At 67.6% G+C, this 24,780-nt stretch carries 25 protein-coding genes; 11 read left to right on the forward strand and 14 right to left on the reverse strand.

Translation table 11 applies throughout. The features are described 5' to 3' along the window. Window positions 1–7 precede the first annotated feature (7 nt). Window positions 8–1,111, reverse strand: coding sequence for a GGDEF domain-containing protein (locus tag ACWCPQ_RS05360; protein WP_449895013.1), 1,104 nt, complete (start codon window positions 1,109–1,111; stop codon window positions 8–10). 295 nt (window positions 1,112–1,406) lie between these two features. Between ACWCPQ_RS05360 and ACWCPQ_RS05365 the strand changes: the two genes are divergently transcribed. The 3 genes from ACWCPQ_RS05365 to ACWCPQ_RS05375 all read left to right on the forward strand — a co-directional run bounded on the left by ACWCPQ_RS05365 (window position 1,407) and on the right by ACWCPQ_RS05375 (window position 4,605). Further along, window positions 1,407–2,327, forward strand: a complete 921-nt coding sequence (locus tag ACWCPQ_RS05365) for a crotonase/enoyl-CoA hydratase family protein (RefSeq protein ID WP_449895015.1) — start codon at window positions 1,407–1,409, stop codon at window positions 2,325–2,327. Continuing rightward, entirely contained in the window at window positions 2,324–3,931 is a 1,608-nt protein-coding gene (locus ACWCPQ_RS05370) for an AMP-binding protein (protein WP_449895017.1), read from the forward strand. The genes ACWCPQ_RS05365 and ACWCPQ_RS05370 overlap by 4 nt, the downstream gene beginning before the upstream one ends. A 122-nt stretch (window positions 3,932–4,053) precedes the next feature. Further along, window positions 4,054–4,605: a TetR/AcrR family transcriptional regulator gene (locus tag ACWCPQ_RS05375; protein WP_449895020.1), complete on the forward strand. Its 552-nt coding sequence runs from the start codon at window positions 4,054–4,056 to the stop codon at window positions 4,603–4,605. Here the strand turns inward: ACWCPQ_RS05375 and ACWCPQ_RS05380 are convergent. The 6 genes from ACWCPQ_RS05380 to ACWCPQ_RS05405 all read right to left on the reverse strand — a co-directional run bounded on the left by ACWCPQ_RS05380 (window position 4,602) and on the right by ACWCPQ_RS05405 (window position 10,665). Continuing rightward, window positions 4,602–5,846, reverse strand: coding sequence for a cytochrome P450 (locus ACWCPQ_RS05380; RefSeq protein WP_449895022.1), 1,245 nt, complete (start codon window positions 5,844–5,846; stop codon window positions 4,602–4,604). The two genes, ACWCPQ_RS05375 and ACWCPQ_RS05380, sit on opposite strands and share 4 nt — an antisense overlap. Window positions 5,847–5,989: 143 nt before the next feature. Further along, window positions 5,990–7,792, reverse strand: coding sequence for an MFS transporter (locus ACWCPQ_RS05385; protein ID WP_449895024.1), 1,803 nt, complete (start codon window positions 7,790–7,792; stop codon window positions 5,990–5,992). An 81-nt stretch (window positions 7,793–7,873) separates the two neighbouring features. Further along, window positions 7,874–8,353: a MarR family winged helix-turn-helix transcriptional regulator gene (locus ACWCPQ_RS05390; protein WP_449895028.1), complete on the reverse strand. Its 480-nt coding sequence runs from the start codon at window positions 8,351–8,353 to the stop codon at window positions 7,874–7,876. Window positions 8,354–8,638: 285 nt separating this feature from the next. Then, a complete protein-coding gene (locus ACWCPQ_RS05395; RefSeq protein ID WP_449895029.1) occupies window positions 8,639–9,439 on the reverse strand; it encodes an inositol monophosphatase family protein in 801 nt (266 codons plus the stop codon). Window positions 9,440–9,615: 176 nt separating this feature from the next. Then, a complete protein-coding gene (locus ACWCPQ_RS05400) occupies window positions 9,616–9,981 on the reverse strand; it encodes a hypothetical protein (protein WP_449895032.1) in 366 nt (121 codons plus the stop codon). Window positions 9,982–10,263: 282 nt separating this feature from the next. Further along, window positions 10,264–10,665: a DUF4345 domain-containing protein gene (locus tag ACWCPQ_RS05405; protein WP_449895033.1), complete on the reverse strand. Its 402-nt coding sequence runs from the start codon at window positions 10,663–10,665 to the stop codon at window positions 10,264–10,266. 121 nt (window positions 10,666–10,786) lie between these two features. Between ACWCPQ_RS05405 and ACWCPQ_RS05410 the strand changes: the two genes are divergently transcribed. Then, window positions 10,787–11,371, forward strand: coding sequence for a TetR/AcrR family transcriptional regulator (locus tag ACWCPQ_RS05410; RefSeq protein ID WP_449895035.1), 585 nt, complete (start codon window positions 10,787–10,789; stop codon window positions 11,369–11,371). A 91-nt stretch (window positions 11,372–11,462) separates the two neighbouring features. On the opposite strand, the gene mbp1 is transcribed toward ACWCPQ_RS05410, so the two are convergent. After that, entirely contained in the window at window positions 11,463–11,708 is a 246-nt protein-coding gene (gene mbp1, locus ACWCPQ_RS05415) for a microaggregate-binding protein 1 (protein ID WP_449895037.1), read from the reverse strand. A gap of 261 nt (window positions 11,709–11,969) precedes the next feature. Between mbp1 and poxB the strand changes: the two genes are divergently transcribed. Beyond that, the gene (gene poxB / locus ACWCPQ_RS05420; protein WP_449895039.1) at window positions 11,970–13,706 is read left to right on the forward strand and encodes a ubiquinone-dependent pyruvate dehydrogenase; all 1,737 of its coding nucleotides are present in this window, start codon (window positions 11,970–11,972) and stop codon (window positions 13,704–13,706) included. A gap of 79 nt (window positions 13,707–13,785) precedes the next feature. Here poxB and ACWCPQ_RS05425 read toward each other — a convergent pair whose 3' ends face one another. Further along, window positions 13,786–15,456 (reverse strand): bifunctional 3'-5' exonuclease/DNA polymerase, encoded by a 1,671-nt coding sequence (locus ACWCPQ_RS05425; RefSeq protein WP_449895040.1) that lies wholly within the window; start codon window positions 15,454–15,456, stop codon window positions 13,786–13,788. A 50-nt stretch (window positions 15,457–15,506) separates the two neighbouring features. Next, window positions 15,507–15,998, reverse strand: a complete 492-nt coding sequence (locus ACWCPQ_RS05430; RefSeq protein WP_449895042.1) for a MarR family winged helix-turn-helix transcriptional regulator — start codon at window positions 15,996–15,998, stop codon at window positions 15,507–15,509. Window positions 15,999–16,132: 134 nt separating this feature from the next. On the opposite strand from ACWCPQ_RS05430, the gene ACWCPQ_RS05435 reads away from it, so the two are divergent. From ACWCPQ_RS05435 to ACWCPQ_RS05445, 3 genes are all read left to right on the forward strand, one after another. Further along, window positions 16,133–17,317 (forward strand): MFS transporter, encoded by a 1,185-nt coding sequence (locus ACWCPQ_RS05435; protein ID WP_449895044.1) that lies wholly within the window; start codon window positions 16,133–16,135, stop codon window positions 17,315–17,317. 105 nt (window positions 17,318–17,422) lie between these two features. Further along, complete coding sequence (locus ACWCPQ_RS05440; RefSeq protein ID WP_449895046.1) at window positions 17,423–18,100, forward strand: class I SAM-dependent methyltransferase; 678 nt, start codon at window positions 17,423–17,425, stop codon at window positions 18,098–18,100. Window positions 18,101–18,588: 488 nt separating this feature from the next. Next, window positions 18,589–18,921, forward strand: a complete 333-nt coding sequence (locus ACWCPQ_RS05445; protein WP_449895049.1) for a hypothetical protein — start codon at window positions 18,589–18,591, stop codon at window positions 18,919–18,921. 27 nt (window positions 18,922–18,948) lie between these two features. Here ACWCPQ_RS05445 and ACWCPQ_RS05450 read toward each other — a convergent pair whose 3' ends face one another. Next, complete coding sequence (locus ACWCPQ_RS05450; RefSeq protein ID WP_449895052.1) at window positions 18,949–19,536, reverse strand: HdeD family acid-resistance protein; 588 nt, start codon at window positions 19,534–19,536, stop codon at window positions 18,949–18,951. 460 nt (window positions 19,537–19,996) lie between these two features. On the opposite strand from ACWCPQ_RS05450, the gene ACWCPQ_RS05455 reads away from it, so the two are divergent. After that, complete coding sequence (locus ACWCPQ_RS05455; RefSeq protein WP_449895055.1) at window positions 19,997–20,704, forward strand: AAA family ATPase; 708 nt, start codon at window positions 19,997–19,999, stop codon at window positions 20,702–20,704. 47 nt (window positions 20,705–20,751) lie between these two features. Then, window positions 20,752–21,870, forward strand: a complete 1,119-nt coding sequence (locus tag ACWCPQ_RS05460) for a helix-turn-helix transcriptional regulator (RefSeq protein WP_449895057.1) — start codon at window positions 20,752–20,754, stop codon at window positions 21,868–21,870. 48 nt (window positions 21,871–21,918) lie between these two features. On the opposite strand, the gene ACWCPQ_RS05465 is transcribed toward ACWCPQ_RS05460, so the two are convergent. The 3 genes from ACWCPQ_RS05465 to ACWCPQ_RS05475 form a co-directional block, all read right to left on the reverse strand. Next, complete coding sequence (locus ACWCPQ_RS05465) at window positions 21,919–22,629, reverse strand: hypothetical protein (protein WP_449895060.1); 711 nt, start codon at window positions 22,627–22,629, stop codon at window positions 21,919–21,921. A 124-nt stretch (window positions 22,630–22,753) separates the two neighbouring features. After that, window positions 22,754–23,194, reverse strand: a complete 441-nt coding sequence (locus ACWCPQ_RS05470; protein WP_449895062.1) for a hypothetical protein — start codon at window positions 23,192–23,194, stop codon at window positions 22,754–22,756. A gap of 113 nt (window positions 23,195–23,307) precedes the next feature. Next, on the reverse strand, window positions 23,308–23,670 hold the full coding sequence (locus ACWCPQ_RS05475) for a hypothetical protein (RefSeq protein WP_449895064.1): 363 nt from the start codon (window positions 23,668–23,670) through the stop codon (window positions 23,308–23,310). 89 nt (window positions 23,671–23,759) lie between these two features. Here ACWCPQ_RS05475 and ACWCPQ_RS05480 point away from each other — a divergent pair, with 89 nt between their 5' ends. Next, the gene (locus tag ACWCPQ_RS05480) at window positions 23,760–24,776 is read left to right on the forward strand and encodes an SMP-30/gluconolactonase/LRE family protein (RefSeq protein ID WP_449895065.1); all 1,017 of its coding nucleotides are present in this window, start codon (window positions 23,760–23,762) and stop codon (window positions 24,774–24,776) included. Window positions 24,777–24,780 lie beyond the last annotated feature (4 nt).

Here is a 24,780-nt window from a genome sequence, read left to right on the forward strand (position 1 = left end):
GTCGCCGCTATCCGGAGACCGGGTGACGGTGATCCCGGGACGGGGTGAGCTCGTCGACCACCACCAGATTTCCACCGGACTGTTTGGCCCGATACATGGCGGAGTCGGAGGTTTGGAGCAAACGTTCCGGAGTCGGCCGTGGGCACCGGGGACATGTCGTCGCATCGAAGACCGCGACACCGACACTCGCGGTGACCTCCACCGCGGTCTCCGGCGGTTCGGCCACCGCGCGACGCAGGCGTTCCGCCTCGGTGTACGCGTCGGCGGTGGGTATCGGCGCGGCCACCACGAATTCCTCCCCGCCCGTACGCGCCACCACGGCCGTCTCTCCCGCGGCATCGTGCAGTCGCCGGGCGGTCCGTACCAGGACACTGTCGCCGACACGATGACCCCAGGTGTCGTTCACGCTCTTGAACCGGTCGAGATCGAAGGTCATGACGCTGATCTCGGGATGCCGGTCCACCAGCAGCGGGAGCCGGATCTCCAGGCCCCGGCGGTTCAGTAGTTCGGTCAGCGGATCCGACAGCGATTCGGTGCGCAGCATCCAGTAGAGGAGTTGCAACGCAGGTAGCGCGCTGACCACCGAGACGAACAGCAGCAGCGCGACCGCGACGGCCAACCGGATATCGCCGCCGCCGGTGGCGATCCGGACGGAGAACACGATCACCGACAGCAACGACCACACCGAATGCGCCGCCAACGCCCGCGCGCTGTGGAAGAAACCCAGATAACTGCCGGTGACCACGAGCAGCACCGCGCCCATCGCGCCGAACAGCCGATCGGGGAGCTGGAGGAATTCGATCGTGAACAGCACATCGGCGCCACCGATCAGCACCAGCGATTCCGTTTTGCTCGGCCAGGGCAGCATCCACCAGCGCAGTGCCCACAGCGTGCCGCACAGCACCCCGATGGTCGAAGGTATGCCGGGGTCGCCGGGCGGCCCCACCGGGGTACCCGCGATCACCGCGCCCATCACCGCGATCGCCGAGCCCGCGACACCGATCAGCACCTTCAGCGGTCCCAACGCCGATCGCGCCGCCAGCGTACGGATCAGCCAGCGGTAGTCGACCGGATCGTTCCACCAGCCCCGCAGTGTCTTGCTGTCGTTCATCGGCTCACCCTTGGCCCCGACCGCGTTGCCCACCGTCGCTCGTACCGAGTGCGAGAGTTCCAGGAATTCTCACCAGCTGATCCGGAGCAGTCCGGACCGGACCTATTTATACCCGACGTGCGAGTATGTGTCCCACCCCACTCTCGATGTGTCGGATGAGCCGGGCCGGATCCGGCGCACGGCATACGCTGCCCGCCCGGCGACGCCGCGCGCGGCGGGTCCCGCACCCATTGACAGTCCAAACGGACTGTGAAAATCTCCTCGGCACCATCGCCACCGAGATTGGGACGCCCACATGACTTTCAGCGGCAACACGGTCGACTACGAAGTGCGTGATCATCGCGCGTACCTCACCCTGAACCGCCCCGAGAGGCTGAACGCGATCACCGGCGAGATGGCCCACGAGATCGGCGACGCCGTGGCCGCGGCAAATGCCGACGATTCGGTCCGCGTCATCGTCGTCCAGGGCGCTGGCCGGGCGTTCTGCGCGGGCTACGATCTGAAGCTCTACGCCGAGGGCGGTGCGGAGCACCAGGGCGTGGTCTGGGATCCGATCAAGGACTTCCGGATGATGAAGGCCAATACCGACCACTTCTTCTCGCTGTGGCGCTCGGACAAACCGACCGTCGCGAAGGTCCACGGGTACGCCGTCGCCGGCGGCAGCGATATCGCCCTGTCCTGCGACCTGGTCGTGATGGCCGAGGATGCCCGGATCGGATACATGCCGGCCCGGGTGTGGGGCTGTCCGACGACCGCGATGTGGGTCTACCGTCTCGGCGCCGAACGCGCCAAACGCATGCTGCTCACGGGCGACACCATCGACGGTGTCCGGGCCCGGGAATGGGGGCTCGTCATCGACGCGGTACCCGAAGACCGCCTCGACACCGCTGTCGAGGAACTCGTCGACCGGATGGCGGGGATCCCGACCAACCAGCTGGTCATGCAGAAGATGATGATCAACCAGGCGTACGACAACATGGGTCTGCAGACCACCCAGAACCTCGCCGTCCTCTTCGACGGCATCACCCGCCACTCCCCCGAGGGCCGCTGGTTCGTCGACTTCGCGCAGCAACACGGTTTCGAGGCAGCCGTCCAGTGGCGAGACACCGGCCGTTTCATCCCCGACGGCGGCGGCGAGATCCCGGCCGACGACGAGATCGCGCGGATGAAAAGCGAACTCGACGCGAAGGCGGCTGCCCCGGAGGCCGGCCGATGACCGCGCTCACCGAATCTCTCTGGCCGGCCGATACCGGCCGGCCAGTGCTCGAAACCACCGTCGGCGAGTTGTTGCGGCAGGCGGCCGCCGAAGCACCGGACCGGCTCGCACTGGTATCGGTCGCGCCGGAACGCCGAGCCCGTACCTGGACCTACGCGGAGTTGTGTACGGATGCCGAGCGGGCGGCGGGCTGGTTGCTCGATCGTTTCCGGCCGGGTGAGCACATCGCGGTGTGGGCACCGAACGTTCCCGAATGGCTCGTACTCCAGTACGGCGCGGCGCTCGCCGGGCTCGTCCTGGTGACGACCAACCCCGCCCTGCGCGGACCCGAGCTCGAATACGCGCTGGACAGGTCGCATGCGGCGGGCGTCTTCTTCGTCGAAAGCTTCCGCGGCACCGATATGGCCGCACTGGTCCGGACAGTGCTGCCCGCGGTGCCCGCGGTCCGGCAGGCAGTAGCCCTCGAGGGCTGGCTCGACGAGGTGCGCCGCACCGCGAAGCCGATACGGTTTCCCGAGGTCGACCCCCGCTCCGCCACCCAGATCCAGTTCACCTCCGGGACCACCGGCCGGGCGAAGCCCGCGGTACTCGCCCACCGGGCGATGGTCACCAATGCGGCTTTCGTGCGCGCCCGCTGCGGCGCGCCTCCGGGCGCGACATTCGCCACCGCACTGCCGCTGTTCCACACTGCCGGTTGCGGTCTGGCCACGCTCGGGTCGGCACACGAACGCGCCACCCTGGTCCTCGCCGAGATCTTCGATCCCCTGACGATGCTGTCGGCGATACAGGAGCACCGCGCCGAGATCTTCGGCGGCGTACCCGCGATGCTGCACGCTCTGCTCGCCCAGCCGCGGCTGGCGGAGTTCGACCTCGGTGCGCTGCGGGTGGTGATGTCCGGCGGCGACGCCGTGCCGCCGGCGCTGGCCGACGGCTGGGCGGCTGCCTGCGGCGCGGCGACGAGCGCGGTCTACGGGCAGACCGAGCTCGCTCCCATCGTCTGCCAGACCGATCCGGCCGACAGCCGCGACGACAACCTGTACACGGCGGGGCGGCCGCTGCCCGGAGTCGAGGTCTCCATCCGCGATCCCGCTACCGGTGCGGTGCAACCGATCGGGGTCGAAGGCGAGATCTGCGCCCGCGGCTATCAGCAGATGATCGGCTACCTCGATATGCCGGCCGAGACCGCCCAAACGGTCGACGCCGACGGCCGGCTGCACACCGGCGACCTCGGCACGATGGACGCGCGCGGTTACCTCCGGGTCACCGGACGGCTCAAGGACATGATCATCCGCGGCGGGGAGAACATCTATCCGCGTGAGATCGAGGAGCTCCTGATCGCCCATCCCGCGGTCGCCGGCGCGGCGGTACTCGGCCTCCCCGACGAGGTGTGGGGCGAGAGCGTCACCGCCGTGATCCGGCCGGACCCGGAGCTTCCGAGCCCCGCGCCGGCGGAACTGCACGAATACCTGCGGCAACATCTCGCGCCGCACAAGACCCCCAAATCCTGGTACGCCACTCAGGGGTTTCCGGTGAACGCCATGGGCAAGCTCCAGAAATTCCGGCTCCGCGACCAGATCGCCGCCGGCGAGCTCGGATCATTGTGAACGCGGAACCGATACGCACCGGCGGTCGCGGGGCACGCGAGGAGCGGCAGCGCTCCACACCGGCGCCGGCGCGGCGAACCGGACGCACGACACGCAGAGAGCAGCACGCGAAAACGCACGAGGTGCTTCTCGATGCCACAATCCGCTGTCTGGTGGACCACGGCTACGCCGGTACGACAACCCAGCGGATCCAGGACGCGGCCGGAGTCTCGCGGGGTGCGCTCCTGCATCATTTCGGTTCGAAATCGGAGCTGCTGGTCGCCGCGATCCACCATATCGCCGACCGGCGGCTACACGACCTCGACGAACTCGTCACCGACCTCGGCGACGGACCGGAGGCCCTGCCGCGCCTGGTCCACGCGATCAGGTCGGCGATGACCGGGCCCCCTTTTCAGGCCGCCATCGAACTCTGGGCAGCCTCCCGGACCGATCGGCAACTGCGCGCGGCGCTGCTGCCGGCCGAAAAGCGGCTGGGATCCGCACTCCGGGTGTACTTCCAGCGATACGCCGGCATCGACGATCCCGACGCGGCGCGAACCGCATTCGAATCGCTCATGGCCTTGATTCGCGGGCTCGAACTGACCCGCATCATGCGGGAGGACCGGACCCTGGCCGACCGCGTCGTCGCCGACTGGCTGGACAATGTTGCCCGGCTGCGGGAAACCGGCACCTAGACCGTCGGCAGCGGCGGCGAAGCCGGGAAGACGACGGGCAACGTCGTCAACGCACGATGGAACGCGCCTGTCCGCCAGGTCAGCTCGGCGGCCGGCACACCCAGCCGGATCTCGGGTAGACCGTCGAGCAACTGGTCGATGGCGTCCTGCGCGATCAGGTAGGCCAGCGAACTGGCCGGGCAGACATGCGGCCCACCGCCGAAGGCCAGGTGCGCGCGATTGCCCGCCAGCCGATCCGTGCCGATCACCGGATCGGTATTGCACGCGGCCATACTGATGACCACGGGCTGATGGGCAGGCAACCAGACACCGTCCACGAGGATGGGCTGCTTCGGGAAGGTGAAACAGAAATTTGCCATCGGCGGATCGTTGAACAGCACCTCGTCCAGAGCGTCCCGGGTGGACAGGCTGCCACCCAGCGCACTGTCCCCGAACTGCTCGTCGGTGAGCATCAGGCGTAGCGAGTTGACGATCAGATTCTGGAGCGGTTCGATACCCGCCCCGTACAGCGTGGCCACCTGATTCACGATCTCCGGCTCGGTCAGCGCGCTCGGGTGCCCCATGATCCGGGTCGTCACATCATCGCCGGGCGCGGTTCGTTTGAGCTCGATCAACTCCAGCAGCGACGCCATGAGCGCTTTGGCCCCGTCCTCTGCACCGACGCCTTCGAACATGGCGGCCATCCCGGCAGCGGCCCGCTGCGCGATCTCGGTCGGGCAGCCCAGCACGGCGTTCAGCACCGCGAAGGTGAGCGGAAAAGCATACTGGCGGATCAGATCCGCGCGACCGTCGCCACAGAACGAGTTGATCAACGGAACAGCGATCTGGGCGACGGTTTCGTGCAGGCTGTACGGATCGATCTCGGCGAGCCCCGCCACGATCGCCTGCCGATAGCGCGTATGGGCGTGGCCGTCGTTTCGCCGCGCGTTCGGCCGCCACTGCATGAGCGGAAGTACCGGGCACTCCGGCGGAATATCACGCTGCCAGGTACGCGGATCGGCCGGGAAACGCTCCGGGTCGTTGAAGATACTCAACGCGGTGTAGTAGCCGATCACCAGTGTCGCGGGCACACCCGGCGCCACATCCACCGGAACCAGGGAGCCGTACTGTTCGCGCATCGCCCGATACATGCGGTGCGGATCGACCGCGAACTCCGGTACGTACAGGGGAATCCGCGGACCGTCGGTATCGATCGGCGAACCGTGCGGTGCCCGGACCGGTGGATGGTCGGAGAGCGTCATCGAACGTATCCTAGGCGCAGAACCGCAGCCGTAGTTCCCGTTACGGGGCGGTCCCGTCACCGATCCCGGCTACCGGGAGCATCCGGGAGAAGGCCCCGCGAAACAGCCGCGATGCCGTATACGCCGAGCGGTCCGCCGCTTCCTCAGCGTCGTACGGGTTCGTCGATCAGTTCGGAAGGGGCCTCCCCCGAAGCGAATGCGGCCACCGCCGCCAGTTCGTCGCCGACCGATTCGTGGACCTCCGCTCCGTCGGCCTCCGTCTTCCGGCGGCCGTCGGTGAAGAACGAGAAGACCGCCCCGAGCACACAGCAGACGAGCGCGAAGGTGAACGCAGCGCTGAGACCGTCGGAGAACGGGGCACTGATCAGATGGGGGAAGAACTCCAGACCGGTCAGATGGTCGATACTGGACTGCGACAACCCGGACACCGCGTCGCCGCCGACCTGCTGGATGGGGTTGTAGCCGAGGAAGGCCGCGAACAGGATGCCGACTGTCGGCAGCCCAGCGATCCCCTGCGCGGACCCTTCCGGCATACCGCCCGCGGTCAACCCGTCGTACATCGCGGTCGGCAGGTGCGCGCTCAGTCCGGCGATCATCAGCGAGAAGAACAACCCGATCGAGAGCACCATCGCCGCGTTCTGGAAGGTCGTCATCATGCCGGCACCCGAGCCGCGGGAGGTGATCGGCAGCGAGTTCATCACCTGGGCGCGGTTCGGTGAGGAGAACAGACCCATCCCGATACCGTTGATCACCAGGATCAATGCGAATACCCAGTAGTGGAAGTCGACCGGTAGCGCGATCAGCGCACCGAACGTTCCCGCGGTGATGACCATGCCGGTGGTCGTGAATCCCTTCGCGCCGAACCGGTCCGACAGCGCGCCGGAGAGCGGGGCGCTGAGCAGGAAGCCGACCGTCATGGGCAGCATGTAGATACCGGCCCACAGCGGAGTGCGCGAGTAATCGTAGCCGTGCTGCGGCAACCAGATGCCCTGAAGCCAGATGATCAGGATGAACTGCAGGCCGCCGCGACCGATCGACCCCATCAGATTGGCCGCGTTACCGAAGGCGAACGAGCGGTTCTCGAACAGCGACAGATCGAACAGTGGGCTCTCGACCTTCGTTTCGATGTAGACGAACACACCCAGTACGACGAAACCACCGATGATCGCGGCCAGAACCCAGGGGTTGGCCCACCCCATATCGGAGCTGCCGTAGGGCTGGATACCGTAGGTGATGCCGACCAGGATGGAGACGAGACCGACCGCGAAGGTCACATTCCCCCACCAGTCCATCTTCGCTTTCGTACGAACCCCGGTGTCGCGCAGTTTCAGATAGGCCCACACCGTACCGATCACGCCGAACGGGACGGATACCAGGAAGATGTAATGCCACTGGATCGGCGCCAGGATTCCGCCGACCAGCAGGCCCAGGAACGAACCGGCGATGGCGGCGACACCGTTGATACCCATGGCGAGTCCGCGCTGGTCGGCGGGAAACGCGTCGGTCAGAATGGCAGAGCTGTTCGCCATCAGGAAGGCGCCGCCGACGCCCTGGACGACCCGCCAGGCGATCAGCCAGATCGCCGCTTCGGCGCCGTCGAACCAGGTGATCGCCAGGAAGATCGAGGAGACGGTGAAGATGGCGAAGCCCAGGTTGTACATGCGGGCTCGGCCGAACATGTCACCGAGGCGGCCGAAGCTGACCACGAGCACCGCGGTCACGACGAGGAAACCCATCATCATCCACAGCAGATAGCTGGTGTTGCCGGACTCCAGCGGATTCAGGCCGATGCCCTTGAAGATATCGGGCAGTGCGATCAGCACGATGGACGAGTTGATCGTGGCGATCAGCATACCGAGAGTGGTGTTGGACAGCGCGATCCACTTGTAGTGCGGTCCGGGTGCCGTTGGGTCGGCGGTGGACGCTCGGGTGGTGGACGTGGTCATGAAGTAGTTCCTCTGAGCAGGTGTTCCTAAGGAATGGCTACCGTGCGCGGCGGGTCGCCGACGGGTAGCGCGGCATCCGGGTCATCCGGTCATACCGAGCGCGCCGGCGAGGATCGCGACGCCCCGGCCGACCGCCATCCGGTCCGCCGGGTCGAGGCTGTCGACGGCCTCCGCGAGCAATTGCGCTCTCCGGGTGCGGGAATCGGCGATCAATTCGATCCCGGCCGGTGTCGGATTCAGCAGACGAGCGCGTCCGTCGTCGGGGTCGGGGGTGCGTTCGACATACCCTCGGTCCTCCAGGACGGCCGCGATCCGCGACATCGTCGGCGCGGAGACGGATTCCCGCTCGGCCAGGGCGGACAGCCGGATCGGCGCGTGGTTGATGATCGTCCACAGCGCCGAGGCCACACCGGCGCTGAGGTTCTGGCTCTGTCCGCGGGTCCGCAGCGTTCGGTTGATCCTGGTGAGCAGGTGATACAGGGTCGCGACCTGGGCGGGCGTGCCGAGAGCGTCCGTCGCGGACACACCCTCCATCACGCCGTCTTTCGTCGAGTCGATCACCGGTTGTCGTCTTTCGTAATTTACTTGCTTCTACTAAGTAACTACACCGTAGCGTGTCCGGACACGCGAGACCACACCGGCTGGATGTCTCGCCGAACGCGGAGGTATCGCATCACCTGCCGGACCGGCGGAGTATCACGTAGGCCGACCCGGCGATCCCGGTAGCAGCACAGCGGCGCCACGCCGCCGCGCACGATCCCACCGGCGTACTCGGCACGAATCCGCTCGCCGCGACAGGGACCGGCCCATCCCGACGGGTCGCCCGGCCCGGGCCGCCCCCCAAGGTCAGTAGCGCTCGTCCAGATACCGGAGCAACTCGTTGTGCAGCAGGCCGTTCGACGCGGCCGCGGTGCCGCCCAGCAGACCGCGGTCACCGTCCAGACCGGTGAAGGCGCCACCCGCCTCGGTCACGATCACCACGTTGGCAGCCATATCTCCCGGCGAGATCAGCGGGTCGGCGCAGATATCGACCGCGCCCTCGGCAACCATCATGTAGGGCCAGAAATCGCCGTAGCCGCGCGAACGCCATACCTCGCGGGACAGCGCCAGGAAACCACCCAGGCGGCCCCGCTCTTCCCAATCGGTGAGCGAGGAGTACGCGAAAGAGGCATCGTGCAACTTCGCGACGCGGGAGACCCGCAGGCGTGACGCCGAGGAGAGGCTACGACCGGTGAAGGCGCCGTGATCCATCGCGGCCCACCACCGGCGACCGATCGCGGGTGCCGAGACGACACCGACCACAGGCCGGTACCCACCTTCCGACGCCTCGAGCAGGGAGAGCTGGGTCGCCCATACCGGCACACCACGCCCGTAGTTCTCGAGGCCGTCGATCGCGTCGACCACCCAGCAGCGTGGACCGGTCCCCTCCAAACCCTCTCCCTCGCTGAGCACCGCGTCGCGGGGACGGGACCGCTGGAGCTGACCACGGATGAGCTTTTCCACCGCGGTCTCGGTATCGCTCAACAAATCCATATCCGGTCTCGACTCGACAGCGAGACCATGAGCCTTGAAGCGGTCCATCGTTGCCGCGTCGGCGGAATCGGCGAGGACATGAGCGAAGCGAAGGTCGTCTAAGTGGTCCCGCATGACCTGGAAGCTATCCGCAGCACTGCGACCGCGCCAGTGGGCGGTCGCAGCGCTACGGCAGGCCCGGCTACGGATACGAGCCGGCGGTGGGGGTCATCGGATCGAACCGCATCTTCGCGCGGTGCGGCCGCCCCCGACCCCGTGGGCACGGACCACCGCACCCAACGGGCACAACCTCAGGCGTCCTGCCTGATCTCCGCGAAACTCGCCCATTGCACCTCGGCGATATCGTCGGGCTGGTCGTTGAAGGTCCGGTCGATCCACTCGATGATCTCGTCCTCGGCTCGGCGCAGAACCGATTCCGGCACATCGATCGGCGAGAGCGTCTCGAGGGAGAAATAGGTCCGCTCCCCCGCGAGCTGGCCGGGGTGCTCCTCGGCCCAGTCCAGGTGTAGCCGTTGTTCACCGTCGACCTTCGGCGCCAGTTCCGTTCTCGACTGCGCGAATTCGGGGAATTTCGCCAGTTCGCCGACCGCGGCTGCGCGGACGGACTCGGCCTGCGCGGGTGTGCAGTACAGCTGGACCACCAGATAGCTACTCACGCTACCGGCCACATCCTCTCGGTTGATCGCATGGCAGTGCCGCTCGTGACGACCCTGCGACATCTGCCGCCCGTTCCGAAGAACCAACTCGCGGCCACCGCAGCATATCCCGGCGTCCGCCGGGCGTCGGCGCGGACCGTCACGACGGCCTGTCTTCGGTTCGCCGCGCACCCCCGCGCGGCCGGGCCGCCCGGTCCGGAGCGGGATTCCGACCGAAATCTGCTCGAGGCGTGCACTATTCGAGTGAACTCGGCTTTCCTGCAATATTGCGGGCAGCACACCTCAGGAGGTGACCGTCGCCGAGCCCGCTCGGCTCGCGGTACCGCGGGCCGACCAGAAATAGATCGGCGGCAGCGTCAGCTCGAGAACGGTCAGCGCGATGACGAACCCGTGCGGCCATCCGTGCACAGCCACCGAGACGAAGCGAGCGAGACCACCCACGAACATGATTCCGGTGAGCCAGCGGACCGCATCCAGGTGAATCGGCGACTGCCGTACCGCCCAGATCCAGGCGAGACCGTAACCGGCGAAAACCGCGCCGAAGAAACGATTCTGGTTGTCGTCGGTGGCGGTGAGGGTTCCGGTATCGGGAACCGCCGCCGGACCGATGACGATATGTGCGATTCCGATCAGCAGACAGGCGATCCCCATCGCCCAGCACAGCCACCACAACGATTTCCCCATGCGAACACCCCTGTCCGACGCATGATCACGCACTGCGCGATTCGCGCCGCTCCGATTAGTTGACGTGTGTCTACCAAGACCATATGGGCATTGGTAGACACACGTCAACTAATCTGGGTGGATGGGTACCCGTCGCCGACTCGCTCCCGAAGAACGCCGCAGCCTGCTGGTGGACGCGGGTGAACGCCTGTTCGCCGAACGGGCCTACGACGATGTCCTGATGGAGGATGTGGCAGCCGCCGCCGGAGTCTCGCGGGCGCTGCTGTACCGCCACTTTCCCAACAAACGAGAGCTCTTCGCCGAGATCTACCGTCGAGCCACCGAGCAGCTGCTCGGGAACACCGTCCTGGATCCGTCCCGGCCGCTCCTCGACCAGCTGATCGCCGCGCTGGACATTCATTTCGACTATTTCGAAGCCAATGCCCACTCGGTGATCGCGGCCAATCGGCAGCTCGCGGGCGATCCCACCGTGCAAGCGCTCATCTGGAGCGAACTGGGCGAATTGCGTTACCGGATACTCGACGCCATGGCACTCACCGGGCGCCCGCGTGAACTCGCGTCCTCGGTGATCATCGGCTGGCTGACCTTCGTCCGAGTGCTCACCGTCGACTGGTTGGAGCAGCGCTCCTGCAGCCGCGAACAGCTCCGGGACATCTGTATCGGCGCCCTCACCGGCGCGATGGGACCGATCAGCGAATTCCGGTGATCATCGCGTCGGTGCCCGACTCGGCGGCCGCCCCGTCCCCGGAGCGACCGCCGTCGTCTGCCCCCGGCCCGGCACAGGCCGGGCGGAGTTGCTACGGCCGACCCTGATGGGAGCGCTGCCGCGCTTCGTTCACCTCGGCTTCCGACCGCGCCTTCTCGGCTTCGGCCTCCTTCTGCGCGACTTCCCGCTTCGACTCGCCCTTGTCCTGCTGGGCGATGCCTTCATCACGCAGTTCGTCGTTGCCCAGAAGGGTGCCGCCGACCTCCTTCGCCTTGCCCTTCACGCCTTCGGCGACGCCCTCCAGGCCTTCGCGGGGGCCACTCTGCTTTTCGGCCACGATAGCTACCTCCGAACCATCGGTTGTGGTGGACACCGGACGCCTACCCCGCATACCCGGGTTCAATCAGCGCCCCCGCCGCACAATGCCCGGACCGGCTGTGAACATCGCCACGACCGCGGGCCGATCCGCACCGGAAACGACCAGCTCAGCGACCACAGTCCGCCCGGCCGCTCCGCCGGCGACCGATCCGTCATCGCCGGAATCCCGATGCCGACCGGCCTCACCGGAGATCGCCCGCAGCGCGCGTAGGGTCGCGCCATGGCGACTGTTGCTCAACACATGATCTCCGCGTTGCAGGTCAGCGGCGTCAGCCGGGTGTACGGTCTGCCCGGTGACAGTCTGAACGGATTCACCGACGCGATCCGGCGGGCGGACGGCATCACGTGGGAACATGTGCGACACGAGGAAGCCGCCGCGTTCGCGGCGACCGCGGACGCGGCGTTGACGGGCCGGCTCGCCGTATGCGCCGGAAGCTGTGGCCCCGGCAACCTCCACCTGATCAACGGTCTCTACGACGCGCAGCGGACGAGGGTTCCGGTACTGGCCGTCGCCGCGCACATCCCGATCGGCGAAATCGGCTCCGGCTACTTCCAGGAGACCCACCCCGAAACATTGTTCCGCGAATGCAGCGTGTACTGCGAACTGGTCAGCAGTCCGGAATCGGCCCCGCGGGTGGTCGAGATGGCGATGCGGGCGGCAGTCGAGGAGAACGGCGTCGCCGTGGTGGTGATCCCCGGTGAGGTCTTCCAGAGCCGCCTGTCCGACGAGCGGTGGAGCAGCCGGCCCGTCCTGCCCACCCGGTCGGTGCTGCGCCCGGACGACGCCACGCTGCGCCGTGCGGCGGATATCCTGAACGCCGGATCGCGGGTGACGGTTCTGGGTGGAGCCGGGACCGCCGGCGCCCACAGCCGGGTCATGGCCTTGGCCGCCACGCTGCAATCGCCGATCGTGCACGCGTTCCGCGGCAAGGAGCATCTCGAATACGACAACCCGTACGACGTCGGTATGACCGGGCTCCTCGGGTACGCGTCCGGATACAAGGCGATCAAAGAAGCCGATGTGTTGCTGATGCTGGGTACCGATTTTCCGTACCCGCAGTTCTATCCCGACGACGCCGCGGTCGTCCAGGTCGATATCCGGGGCAGCCACCTCGGCCGCCGCACGCCGATCGAGGTGGGCATGGTCGGTAGCGTGCGGGACACGATCGATGCGCTGCTGCCGCTGCTGACGCAGAAGACCGACCGGACCCACCTGGACAGGTCGCTCCGGCACTACCGGCGCACCCGTGGCTCGCTGGACACGCTGGCGGTCAACGACCGCGACCGCACCCCCATCCGGCCGGAATACGTTGCCGGCGTAGTGAATCGACTGGCCGACGACGACGCGGTGTTCACCTTCGACGTGGGCTCACCGACGATCTGGGCCGCGCGTTATCTGACCATGAACGGCCGGCGGCGGCTGACCGGCTCGTTCACGCACGGCACGATGGCCTGTGCCGTACCTCATGCGATCGGCGCGCAGACCGCCTGTCCGGGACGCCAGGTGATCGCTCTCGCCGGAGACGGCGGCTTGACGATGCTGTTCGGCGAGCTGATCACGCTGATACAGAACGGTTTACCGGTCAAGGTGATCGTCTTCGACAACTCATCGCTCAATTTCGTGGAACTGGAGATGAAAGCGGCCGGCGTGGTGACCTTCGGGACCGGCCTGGACAACCCGGACTTCGGTGCCGTCGCCCGCGCGATGGGGATCTGGGGACGCCGGGTGGAACAGCCCGGCGACCTGGAGCAGGCCATCAGGGAGGCGCTCGCACACGACGGGCCGGCGCTCGTCGATGTCGCGGTGGCACGGCAGGAACTGACTATTCCACCGGCCGTCACGGCGGAACAGGCCAAGGGTTTCACCCTTTACGCCATCCGCACGATCCTCGCCGGACGCGCGGACGAGTTGCTCGATCTGGTCACCACCAATGTCGCCCGGCGGATCCTCGACTAGGGCGACCGTTCTCGATCCACCAGACGTTCACCGCATAACCGGCACCGGGGTGATTCGTATCGAGCACGACCGACACGTGCTACTCGGCATCTCCATAGCACTCCACCACGGCCGTCGTGAACGGAAACCGTACCGGCGTCGGCCCGAAAACCGACCGGCCGGCGGTATCGGCCGCGGCGGTGATCATTTCGGCGACGGTCGCGGCTTCCTCGGCCGGGCAGTGCACGATCACCTCGTCGTGCTGGAAGAAAACCAGCTCCGCACGGAATCCGGCCCGGGATATCGCATTCCGCAAGCCCGCCAGGACCAGCAGAGCCCAATCGGCGGCACTGCCCTGCACCACGAAATTACGGGTGAAACGTCCGCGGGCCCGCGCCGCCGAGGTACTGCCGGCCGCACCGGGATCCTCCCCGGACAGCTCCTCCTGGCCCGGTGCGGCCACCGATACCGGCGGGCACGTCCGCCCCAGCCAGGTACGGACCAGACGGCCCTCTTCTCCGGCCCGCGCCGCATCGTCGACATAGGCCACCGCCACCGGATAGCGGCGGCGGAGGCCGGCCATATGGGCCAGGGCGTCACCGGAGGTCTGTCCGTAGATGGCGCCCAACAGAGCGAGTTTGGCTTGCGCGCGGTCGCCGCCGAAGCCGCGGGTCGCCAGATCCGCGTACATATCCGCACCCCGCCCGGCCACCTCCATCAACCCCGGATCGCGGGAGACGGCGGCAAGTATCCGCGGCTCCAGCTGGTCGGCGTCGGCGACCACCAGCGACCAGCCGGGGTCGGCGCGGATCGCCCGGCGGATCACTTTCGGGATCTGCAGAGCACCGCCGCCATTGGTGGTCCAGCGACCGGAAACCGTTCCGCCGGGCAGATATTCGGGGCGGAAGCGACCCCCGTGTACCCACTGTTCGAGCCAGGACCAGCCGTGCGCGGTATACAAGCGGTACAGCGACTTGTAGGCCAGCAGCGGTGCGACCGCGGGGTGATCGATCTGCTGGAGCTCCCATTTTCGCGTGGAGGACAGGAAGATCCCGGCGCGAGCGAACGCTCTGATGATGTCGTTGGGCAGATCCGGACGGACCCGCACTCCGTCCCCGAACGCCCGCGACACCTCATCGGCCAATTCCGCCATCCGGCGCGGTTCCGATCCGCCCGCGAAGCGCTCGCCCAGCATCGTGTCCAGCAACTCGCGATGCACGTCCGCGCGCCACGGGATACCGGATCGCGACATCTCCGCGGCGACCAGCATGCCCGCGGATTCGGCGGCCAGCAGCAGTCGCATCCGGTCCGGATGCTCGGTGGCCGCGGTCCGGGCGATCTGCCCCGCGTAGACCTCCAGCAGGGCGGTGAATTCATCCGTTCCGGGCGGCAGCGGCACCGGACCCGACTCGAACAGCGACGGCTGGAGCTCGGCGGCCCGCGCGGGGGCGTCCGGCGGCACGGGTAGATCGTGCCGGCGCGCCCAGGCGGCCGCCAGCGAGCGGGGCTGACCCGACTGTCCCTGCTCGTAACCGATCAGCAGTGCCTCCGCGGCCTGGACGTCATAGCAGCGCTCGACGCGTACTCCCGCCGCCAGCAAGGATCGGTAGATCTCGGGGGTCGAGCGCCACACCCACCGCTCGACCTCCGGGCGTGAGCGGACGGCCTCGGCGAGCGAGGGCTCGTGCACGACCGGGCCGGGACGGCCGTCCGGATCGAGGGGGCACAGGCGAGCGCCTCCGTCACCCGATTCCGCCACCGCCCATCGCACGCTGCGAGTCTGTCAGCAGGGTCCGACACCGCGACGGTCGGCCACGGTGTTCACACCGTGCGATAGGCCCGGCTTCCCGCGCTGCGGGCGGACGAGGTGTTCAGCGCTTCGACCGCGGCGACCAGCGGCGCGAGTTCCGGATCGGCGGCCGCTTGTCCCAGCGCACCCGACAGCGCCGTGTCGTGGGTGGGCCGGGCATGCGCCAGCAGGTCCAGGCCCGCGGGGGTCACATCGGTGTAGATCCCGCGTCGGTCGTCCTGGCACAGGTACCGCTCCAGCAATCCGCGATCCTCCAGCCGCGCGACCAGGCGGGTGGTGGCGCTCTGGCTCAACACGACCGCGTCGGCGACCTGATTCATCCGTAGATGCCCGCCCGGACCGTCGTGCTGCCGGCTCAGCACCACCAGCAGCGAGTATTCGCGCACGCTCAACCGGTGCCCGGTCTGCAGGGCCCGCTCGATACACGCCTCGATCCGGTCGTGCAGCAGGGACAGGGCGTGCCACCCGTCGGCCAAGCCGGTCAGCGCGGGATCCGCGGTCATGGTGTTCCTTCTGTCGGCGTCGAAGCTCCAGGATAGATGACTTCCGAAATAGTCCGCGCTTGCAATTAAATGCGCATGCAATTATTGTCGGCGCTCGTAATGCTCATGCGCAATCCGATGTGGAGGCACCGCTCATGCCGCTCGCCCTGCTCGCCCTCACCCTCGGGGCCTTCGGGATAGGCACCACCGAGTTCGTCGTCGTGGGACTGCTCCCCGATATCGCCGGCACCTACGGTGTATCGATACCGACGGCCGGCCTCCTGGTCACCGGCTACGCCTTGGGCGTGGTCGCCGGCGCACCGCTGATGACCGGCTTCGGCACCCGGATCGCCCGCAAACGCATGCTGCTCGCCATGCTGCTGCTACTCGTCGTCGGCAACGTGATGTCGGCTGCCGCACCGACCTTCGCGGTTCTGGTGACGGGCCGGGTCATCGCCTCGCTCGCCCACGGCGCGTTCTTCGGCATCGGCGCGGTGGTGGCGGGCACCCTGGTCGCCCCGGCACGCCGGGCGAGCGCCATCGCGATCATGTTCACCGGATTGACCGTCGCGACCGTACTCGGAGTGCCGCTGGGCACCCTGCTCGGCCAGCACTTCGGCTGGCGGCTCACATTCGTGTTCGTGGCCCTGATCGGACTGGTCGGACTCCTCGGGGTCGCCGCACTGATACCCGAGGCACCCGCACCACGCCATGCCCGGCTCCGGAGCGAACTCGCCGTCTTCCGGAACCCACAGGTTCTGCTGGCCATGGCCATGACAGTGCTCGGCTTCGGCGGCGTCTTCGCCGCGATCACCTATCTGGCACCGATGATGACCGAGGTCACCGGTTACGCCGAGAATTCGGTCACGTGGCTTCTGGTGCTGTTCGGCCTGGGTTTCTTCGCCGGGAATCTGATCGGTGGCAAGTTCGCCGACCGGCATCTGATGCCGATGCTCTACCTCTCACTGAGCGGGCTCGCGGTGGTACTGGCCCTGTTCACCGTCACCGCCCACAACAAGATCGCCGCCGCGATCACGGTGGTGCTGATCGGCGCACTCGGCTTCGCGACCGTGCCGCCCCTGCAGAAACGCGTCCTCGACCACGCCGCCGGTGCGCCCACCCTGGCCTCGGCCGTCAATATCGGCGCCTTCAACCTGGGCAACGCGATCGCGGCCTGGCTGGGCGGCGCCGTGATCGCGGCCGGGTTCGGATACACCGCACCCAACTGGGTCGGCGTGGCCCTGGTGATCGCCGCGGTCGGCCTCGCGGTCATATCGGACCTGCTGGAACGTCGCGCGAAGCGGGTGGACGTGCCGGAACGCGAACTGCTCGGCGTCTGAGTGCGCGAGCCCGGCCGCGTCCACCACCGCCGGGCCTCCCCCGCACGGTCGTCCGCTCGACGAGCGACCGTGCGCGATGACGGCCGTCGGCGTACCGTCGACTTGGTGAGCAGCGGCGCACCGTCGGCAACGCCGGAGGGCTCGGGCCTGTGGGCACGAGTGTTCGCAATGCTGTACGACCCGCTGCTGTGGTCGGGCGAGCGCCGAGGTATGGGAGCCCGTCGCCGGGATCTGCTCGGCCGGGCGAGGGGGCGCACCGTCGAACTCGGCAGCGGCACCGGCCTCAACCTGAAGTACTACCCCGACGGCCTCGACGAGCTGACCCTGACCGAACCGGAAGCCGCGATGCGCACGCGCCTGTCGCGGAAACTGCGCCGCGACGACCGAGCCGGAGCGCAGGTCCTCGACGCATCGGCGGAACGACTGCCGTTCGCGGACGGCAGCGTCGACACCGTCGTGTCGACGCTCGTACTGTGCACTGTCGACGACCCGGATCCGGCATTGCGGGAGATCGAACGCGTCCTGCGCCCCGGCGGCCGGCTGCTTTTTCTCGAGCATGTGCGTTCCCGGTCTCCGCGACTTGCCCGGTGGCAGGACCGTCTCGAGGAACCGTGGCGCCGGTTCGCGGAGGGCTGCCACTGCAACCGTGCCACGCTCGAGCTGATCCGGGCGCGGGGGCTGGAACTCGACGATGTGCAGGAGACGTCGTGGCGAGGAATGCCCCCGATCGTCCGGCCGCTGATCACGGGTGCGGCCACCAGAACGAATTCCGGCCCGAGCTGAACCGCACCGGCTCCGCCGAATCATGCCTGTGCGGGCAGCACCGGAGATCCTCACACTTGCCATCCACCTGGATCCGGGTCGTCGCGCGGGCACCGATCGCCACCGGCCGCGCACCCTGCTCTGGGCCGGCCATCGGCGGACGGCGGGTTCGCACAGTTCGGCCTCGTGCGTTCGATCCGACCTGCGGCCCGCACCCGCGGCGACCGCCGAGTGCTCACCGAAATTGCCGGACAGCACGTGATCACCGACCCGGGCGGGAGTAGACCCGCACAACAGCTCTCCGCGAGTGGAGCACGGAACTCCCGCCCGGGCCCCGCGCCGGTATCCCCGGAGCAGAGTTCACGAATTGCACTGCCTTGCACTGTTATCGATCACAACTTCGATCGATCCTGCCCGCGAGGTGCCTATCATTCAGGCAGCCGGAGTGGATCCGGCCGGTTCATCGGGCACTCACCTGTCCCGGGGGTGCAGGAGGCTGGGAGATCATCATGGAAAATCGCCTGGGCAAATCGGTCGGCATGCTGGCGTTCGGTGCGCTGCCCATGGTCGCGGCGGTTGTTCTCGCGGGTCCGTCCGCCGCGGATGCCACTGTCGGTCACGCCGTACCGGTGGCCGGTATCCCGCTGGAGAAGAGCGAGGACATCGCGACCGACCCGCACGCACTCATTCCCGATCCGGTACTGAACGGCTCGTCGGTGGGCGGGTCGGTCGGCTCCGCCGTGGGATCGGCCACCGGATCCGGCGGCTCACTCCTCGGCTCCGTGATCGGCGCCCTGGTCGGTTTCTTCCATCCCGAGGTGATACCGCAGGTTCTGCCCTGATTGCCGAGGAATTACCAAGAGCCCCGATCAGAGAGCGCTCGGTGTATTCTTCGCGCCGCTGCGCACCTGGAAAGCACCGACGATCTCCACGATTCCCATGAAGATCAACCACCAACCGGCCACCAGCGTCAGCACCGCGACGGAATGGAACGGCCAGACGATCAACATACCGCCGCCGATCAGCAGCACTATGCCGAAGAAGATGTTCCAGCCGCGCCCGGGCGCCCCCGAGGGCGCATCGATACCGGCGATCAGGACCGCCACGCCGCGGAACATCCAGCCGATACCGATCCACAGCGCCATCAGCAGAACAGCGTCGCCGAGGTGGCGCAATGCGAAAAAGGCCAGGATGAACGACAGTACGGCGCTGACGATCAGCATGACCCGCCAGCCGCTCGATATATGGCCACCGAATGCCGCGACCAACTGGAAGATGCCCGAGATCAGCAGATAGATACCGAACAGGACCGCCAGGACCACGATCGTCGGCCCGGGCCACAGCAGCACCAGAATACCGACGACCACCGATGCCGAGCCGATGATCAGCATCGCCTGCCACGCGCCGCGGGCCAGTTGATGCAGCGGCCCCACATACTGTGTTTCGCTGGAAGTCATGGCGGCATAATATGACGCCGATTGCCGATTGCCGAGAATTAGCCGATATCGAGACCGGTACGGTACCGAAATGCATCGACCAGTGTCGGCCGGTAGTCGTTTTCGGGCGGGGACAGCCGCTCGAGACCTGTATGGGTGTTGTCGGCAATCCGACCGCCCCGGGACCACGCCCGGGGCGGCACGATATCGGCGACTCCGTCCCGAGCGGGACGAGACGGCGCTCGTTACCCTGAGTCCATGACGACAGTGCTGGTCGCCGGGCGAGATCCTCGGTTCGGCCGGTGACGGCTCCGGCCCGCCGGGCTTTTCCGGCGGTTCGCCCCGTAGCCGCAGGGCGCCGGGCCGAACCGCCGGAGAAGAAAGCACACTTTCGTTCGATTCCGCGCCCGGCTCGCCCGCACCAGCGCCGGTCCCGGGACGGCACCACGAATGCGAACAACTGGATCGACTGCTGCACACCGTGCGCGGTGGACAGAGCCGGACGCTGGTCATCCGGGGTGAGCCGGGCGTGGGAAAAACGCGGCTCCTCGAATATCTGGCCGGCAGCGCTCAGGATTTCCGGGTCGCCCGGGTCGCGGGGGTGCAATCGGAAATGGAACTCGCGTTCGCCGGTGTGCATCAACTCTGTGCGCCCCTGATGGGTGAACTGGCCGCCCTACCCGCGCCGCAGCGTGCCGCGGTGAACGCGGCGGTCGGTGAAGGCGGCGACCCCGCGCCGGACGGATTCCTCGTCGCACTCGGCATCCTCGGCCTGCTGTCCGAGGCAGCCCGGGAACGCCCGCTGCTGTGCATCGTCGACGACGCCCAATGGCTCGACCGGGCATCGGTACAGGCACTCACCTTCACCGCGCGCCGCCTCGTCGCCGAATCGGTCGCCCTCGTTTTCGCGGTACGGGCACCCGACGAGCTCGATGCGGCCCCGGCCGAACCCGTCGGACTGCCGGAACTCCCGCTGCGGGGCCTACCCGACGCGGATGCGCGCGCCCTGTTGCGGGCCACCATTCCGGGCCCCTGGGACGAGCACGTCCTCGGCCGGATCGTCGCGGAAACGGGGGGCAACCCGCTCGCTCTGCTGGAACTGCCGAAGATCTCGAGGCCGGTGGCTTCGGGCTACCGATCACGCGGCCGATCGATACGCAGATCCGTACCGCGTATCTGCGGCGAATAGCCGAGCTACCCGCCGATACCCAACAGCTACTGCTCCACACCGCCGCCGTGCCGGCCCTGCGCGACGCGCTGCACGCATTCGGCAATCCCGCGATATCACCCAATGAAGCACTGCGCTGGTTGTGGCTGACCTGTGTGACGGCCGTCGGCCTCTGGGATCACGATGCCCTGTCCGAACTGAGCGTCCGCAACCTCGCACTGGTGCGGACGAGCGGCCGGGCATCAGCCCTCCCCGTCGCCCTCATGCGGCGCTGTATCGTGCAGGTTCTCGACGGTGACCTGCGCGAGGCCGAATCGTCGGCCGCCGAGATCCTGACCGTCTCCGAAGCTGTCGGCACCGCGGCTCCGCTGCATGCCGCCTTGGTCGTGGCCGCTTGGCGCGGCCGGGAAACCGAATGCCTGGACCTGTCCCGCCGAGTGGACGAGGGCGCCCTCGACCGCGGCGAAGGCATCGGTCCGGTTGTCGCGGGCTGGGCGCGGGCCCTGCTCTACAACAGCCTGTGCCGGTACGAGGAGGCGGCCGCGGCGGCCCGGTCGGCGAACGAGGAGTACGTCCAGCTCGAGGTCGGCATCCCGGTCTGGGCGCTCGTCGAATTCATCGAGGCCGCCGCGCGCACCGGAGCGACCGATCGCGCTTTCGACGCGCTGGTCCGCCTCACCGAGATCACCCGGCCCAGCGGCACCGACTGGGCGGCCGGTATCGAGGCCCGCTCCCACGCACTGTTGAGCGACGGCGCCGAAGCCGAAAGCCGCTACCAGGAGGCGATATCGCGTCTCGGCCGCACCGGTCTGCGCGGCGAACTGGCGCGCGCCCATCTCCTGTACGGCGAATGGCTGCATCGCGGTGGGAACGTGCCCGCGGCTCGTACGCAGCTGCGTACCGCCTACGACCTCTTCACCGGAATGGGTATGCGCGGCTTCACCTTCCGGACAGCACGCGAACTGACCGCCATCGGTGAACGCATCCGTCCGTCCGGCACATCGACCGCGAGCGGTCTCACCGCCCAGGAGAACCAGATCCTCCAGTTGGTCCGGGACGGGCTCACCGAACCGGAGATCGCGGCCAGACTCCTGCTCAGCCCGCGCACGGTCGAATGGCATCTGCGTCGGATATTCGCCGAACCCGGCATCCACACCCGTGGCCGGCTACGGCTACCGCCGGAGTGATACCCGGTAGCTCGCAGCCCATCCGCAGACACCGATGACCGCCACTTATCAGTGTCTGTTCTCCCGCTGGCCGCCACGTCCGGCCGCGGCCGACTGCCCGAAGAAGAACCCGAGGATCAGCAGGATCATGTTCATCACCACATCGGGAACCGCCGTATCGGTGAACATCGCGATCACCAGCACGAGACTGAACCCGACCAGCAGAAAGGCTCCCAGAAGCACTGCGATCGGCTCCCGTTGGAGTGGTGACCAGCGCATCTTCGAGCGGCGCTCCCGGAGATCCCGGACCACATTCTGCAATTCGACCTCCAGAGCAGTATCCCGGGCGTCCTCGGTCACCGCCGACCTCGCCACCACTTCCTGCGCCCGCTGGATCTGATCCGCGACCATCTGTCTCGCCACCGAGTCGTGGATCGCGGAATCGGCGACATGCTGTATCTCGGCCAGTTCCCGGCGCGCCGTGGCATTGCGCAGCCCGGCTTGCAGTTCCTTGCGGATATCGGCGACCCGGCGCAGCATGTACCCCTCACCCACCACATCGGTCACGCCGTTGCTGTCGGTGATGTCGAAGGGCCGTCGGTTCTGCCGGGGGACGATCTCCATCATGTTCTCGACCCGGGACAACCAGGCCGAGAAGTCGTCCGGGGTGGCGCCCTCGAAGGTGTGCGGGATGCCGAGTTCCTTCTTGATGTTGTTACGGATGGCTTCGCGGTTCTCCGGCGAAACGTCTCGTTCTTCCCGCGAATCTCTGCGGCCCAACGCATTCCTCCCACACTGACCCATGCTTGCCGGACCAGCGTACGGGCTCTTCGCCGTCGCGGAAACGGGATCCTCCCTCGCGCAACCGATCCCGGCCGGATTCGGGCCGGGCTTCGGCGCGGGATCAGTTCCGGCCGGGGACCGCGATGGGCACCGGCACCTGCAGTGCGAGCTGACCTTCGGTGGTGACATCGAGCCGGACGGTCTTGATCGGCTCCAGTGAGCGCAGGTCCTCGGCCATCCGGCCGTGCCCGATCTCGAGGTCGATACCGCGCGGCAGGAGCGCGCTGCCGGAGGACAACATATCGGTCTGGCGCACCGTCGAGCGCCAGGCACCGCCGAGCCGGGTACAGGAGGTGAGCGTCGACACTCGATCGCCGCTGCGGTAGGCGGTCTGGTGCGGTGTGGCGACCGACAGCGCCAGGTCCGTGGCGCCGTTTCCGCCGGCCACCCGAGCACTGGTGTGGCCGGTGTCGACGTCGATATCGGTCACCCACTTGGGGAAACCGTAGCCGTCATGGCCGCGAACCTGGGCGATATCGGTAGTGACCGGCAGCGACAGCACATACGACTCGAGCGACTCGTTGCCGAGACCGGCGAGCAGAACGACGAACCCGAGCCGCCCGTGCCGGGCCGGCCGGACGGTGACGGCGTTCGATTGATTCGTCTTCGGGGCGGTCAGCCCCGATACACCTCGACATAGGCGTTGGTCGCGACGGCGACGACCCCGGGCCCCATACCCGTACAACCCGTCGTGATGCGCTGACCGCTCGGCGTGAAGGGGTAGCTGAGTGCGTAGTAGGGGCCGATACCGTACAGCGGGAACGGGCCCGCGGCGTACAGGCCGACACAGTCCACGTGCAGGACATAGCCGGTGCCACCGTCGGGCCCACAGGTCGCCGCGGCGCCGAAGAGATCCTTCGTCACGACGCAGTCCTGTGGCGCGGCTCCGGCGGCGCCGGATCCCACGATCGCGACGAAGGCCAGACCCGAAACACCGGCAGCAGCGACGCGCGCGGCAGCGATCATCTTCTTCTTCACCAGAAATCCTCCTGTTCGAAGTGGACTTCGGCGGGGACCCGCGCAACGTTACCTGTGATGAACCGGCGCCGACCGGCGACAGTGGTCCGGTGAACGCGAAACGAATGCAGCCGATCCGGTGGACCGCCCCGGCAGCGCCACAGCGGGCCCGGCAGAAGACCAGTACTCCCCCGATGCCGCCGGTGCGCCGGATCGAGTTGACCGGTCGCGGTCCCGAGGACGTCGTTTTCGGTGGCCCCGACACGGTGTACGCGGGTACCGCCGGTGGTGAGATCGTGCGGGTCGATCTCGGTACCGGGCAGACACGCATCGTCGCGGTGACCGGTGGCCGCCCACTGGGCCTGCATGCCGACGCGGACGGATCGTTGCTCATCTGCGACGCCCATCGAGGTCTGCTGCGCTGGGACGGCGTCTCCCCCACGGTCGAGGTCCTGGTCGACACAGTGAACGGGCGCGCACTGAACTTCGCCAGCAATGTGGTGCGCGACCCGCGGGACGGCACGATCTATTTCACCGAATCGTCGCGCCGCTGGCCCCTCGAGCAGTGGCGCGGCGACTTGTTCGAACACACCGGGACCGGCGGGCTCTTCGCGTTGGATCCCGACGGGACGGTGACCACGTTGCTGACGGACCTGCAGTTCGCCAACGGTGTGGTCCTCACTCCCGGCGGCGAATCGCTGATCATCGCCGAGACAGCCGCCTACCGGTTGACCCGCTACCGGTTGCGCGGCCCGCACACGGGATCGCGGGAAGTGCTGATGGACAATCTGCCCGGGTTTCCCGACAACCTGAGCCTGGGCACCGATGGCCTGATCTGGGTCGGCATGGTCTCACCACGCAACGGGCTGCTCGACGCGCTGCTGGCCCGTCCCGGCCGGTTACGCAGCCTGCTGTGGCGAATTCCCGATCGGATCCAGCCCGCCGGCGAATCCACGACGTGGGTCCTCGGCGTGCACGCCGACGGAACGATCGTGCACGATCTGCAACGTCGCGGCGATACCTATTCGATGGTCACCGGTGTCGCCGAGCAGGCGGGGACTCTGGTGCTGGGCAGCCTGCAGGAGTCCGCGATCGCGGTGACGCGGGTTCCGGGCCGATCGTCCTGAAACC

Source organism: Nocardia sp. NPDC001965, from assembly GCF_053594175.1.

Excerpts from the sequence above, each read along its gene's own strand:
- ACWCPQ_RS05360 (WP_449895013.1), bottom strand. The coding sequence starts at position 1,111 with ATGAACGACAGCAAGACACTGCGGGGCTGGTGGAACGATCCGGTCGAC.
- poxB (WP_449895039.1), top strand. The coding sequence starts at position 11,970 with ATGGCGACTGTTGCTCAACACATGATCTCCGCGTTGCAGGTCAGCGGC.
- ACWCPQ_RS05410 (WP_449895035.1), top strand. The coding sequence starts at position 10,787 with ATGGGTACCCGTCGCCGACTCGCTCCCGAAGAACGCCGCAGCCTGCTG.
- ACWCPQ_RS05370 (WP_449895017.1), top strand. The coding sequence starts at position 2,324 with ATGACCGCGCTCACCGAATCTCTCTGGCCGGCCGATACCGGCCGGCCA.
- ACWCPQ_RS05450 (WP_449895052.1), bottom strand. The coding sequence starts at position 19,536 with ATGACTTCCAGCGAAACACAGTATGTGGGGCCGCTGCATCAACTGGCC.
- ACWCPQ_RS05445 (WP_449895049.1), top strand. The coding sequence starts at position 18,589 with ATGGAAAATCGCCTGGGCAAATCGGTCGGCATGCTGGCGTTCGGTGCG.
- ACWCPQ_RS05435 (WP_449895044.1), top strand. The coding sequence starts at position 16,133 with ATGCCGCTCGCCCTGCTCGCCCTCACCCTCGGGGCCTTCGGGATAGGC.
- ACWCPQ_RS05430 (WP_449895042.1), bottom strand. The coding sequence starts at position 15,998 with ATGACCGCGGATCCCGCGCTGACCGGCTTGGCCGACGGGTGGCACGCC.
- ACWCPQ_RS05365 (WP_449895015.1), top strand. The coding sequence starts at position 1,407 with ATGACTTTCAGCGGCAACACGGTCGACTACGAAGTGCGTGATCATCGC.
- ACWCPQ_RS05395 (WP_449895029.1), bottom strand. The coding sequence starts at position 9,439 with ATGCGGGACCACTTAGACGACCTTCGCTTCGCTCATGTCCTCGCCGAT.
- ACWCPQ_RS05405 (WP_449895033.1), bottom strand. The coding sequence starts at position 10,665 with ATGGGGAAATCGTTGTGGTGGCTGTGCTGGGCGATGGGGATCGCCTGT.
- ACWCPQ_RS05380 (WP_449895022.1), bottom strand. The coding sequence starts at position 5,846 with ATGACGCTCTCCGACCATCCACCGGTCCGGGCACCGCACGGTTCGCCG.
- ACWCPQ_RS05385 (WP_449895024.1), bottom strand. The coding sequence starts at position 7,792 with ATGACCACGTCCACCACCCGAGCGTCCACCGCCGACCCAACGGCACCC.